2 protein-coding genes are annotated in these 1,092 nt (G+C 27.7%); both read right to left on the bottom strand.

Going from position 1 to position 1,092, the window contains the following annotated elements:
• Window positions 1-54 precede the first annotated feature (54 nt).
• Window positions 55-801, bottom strand: a complete 747-nt coding sequence (locus H2650_RS15665) for a DUF3667 domain-containing protein (protein ID WP_188051766.1) — start codon at window positions 799-801, stop codon at window positions 55-57.
• Window positions 795-1,052 (bottom strand): FUSC family protein, encoded by a 258-nt coding sequence (locus H2650_RS15660; RefSeq protein WP_188051765.1) that lies wholly within the window; start codon window positions 1,050-1,052, stop codon window positions 795-797. The genes H2650_RS15665 and H2650_RS15660 overlap by 7 nt, the downstream gene beginning before the upstream one ends.
• Between the last annotated feature and the right edge of the window lie 40 nt (window positions 1,053-1,092).

The raw sequence follows: 1,092 nt of genomic DNA, 5'->3' as shown, positions 1-1,092 counted from the left end.
TGAATTTAGCAGATTTCTCGCCATTTCTTGAAACCGCTGTTGGCAGAAGTTTCTTTATTTTCCATATTTCATAATTGCCATAATTACTCCAACGAGCATTGACAAAAATATATATGAAAATACAACACCTATGCTTCTAAAAATCAAAGATTTTTTTGAATAGCCATAAGCTGAAAAGTATTGTCTATAAAACCAAAAAGCATAAGCTAATGAGATAAAACCTATAATACTGTATATAATTGTCAATACCTTAAGATTGGTATAAAATATTGTTATTATCAAAAATGTGAGTGCAATTAATGATTCTCCAACTGTTTTATATGAATTCAAAACAAAATGTTCAGTTAAATTAAGTTTTGATTTTCTAAACCAAAGAAAACTGAAAATGGAATAAAATGGAATCGTTAGTAGCAACATTGCTTTGGGATATTTCTTTGTAAATTCTTGAAGTTCATTTATAGCACCTTTACTATTCTCAGGCATTAAATCAGAAAGTTTTACTTGAGCATACTCGCCTAAAAAATGTGAAATTCCAAGAATAAGTAGCAAAAGTGTAACAAAACTAAAATATCCAACTCTCTTTCCATTTATAAATTCTCTTATACTATGTCCAGGTCTAGTAAATAATTCTCTGATTGTAAATAGAATTCCATTGTCAACGTGCCAAATTCCGTGAATTAAATCGTGTTCAATAAAGTGTTTTAATGAATATTTATGTACAGTTGTTTTTTGTCCGCATTTAGAACAAAATTTGTCTGTAATCGGATTTCCACAGTTTAGACAATTCTCAGTTGTTACCATTTTAAATTTCGTTCTTTAAATAAACTTTGTAATTCTTTACCCTTTTTATTTTTTGGGTCGTTAATCAACTTGTAAATAAAATACAAAGGAATTAAAGTTAGCATTCCCCAACTATTTTTAACAACGCTGTAAAATATAACTCCTGCTAAAAATCCAATTAACAAAGCATTTGTAAATGAAAAAGACTTCATTTCTTTTGCTTCATTTAATAATTCTTCGTCTGTCATTTTGGTATATTCCTTTTGTTCCATTTATTTAAATCTTTTTGTTTGTTCAATTTTTGAATTCGTC

The sequence above is a fragment of the Flavobacterium sp. GP15 genome, assembly GCF_014281985.1.
GTDB classification, from domain to species: Bacteria; Bacteroidota; Bacteroidia; order Flavobacteriales; family Flavobacteriaceae; genus Flavobacterium; species Flavobacterium pygoscelis.
Note: the sequence above shows the minus strand (reverse complement) of the source record. Positions and strands in the feature narration are given on the sequence as shown.

Excerpts from the sequence above, each read along its gene's own strand:
- H2650_RS15660 (WP_188051765.1), bottom strand. The coding sequence starts at position 1,052 with ATGGAACAAAAGGAATATACCAAAATGACAGACGAAGAATTATTAAAT.
- H2650_RS15665 (WP_188051766.1), bottom strand. The coding sequence starts at position 801 with ATGGTAACAACTGAGAATTGTCTAAACTGTGGAAATCCGATTACAGAC.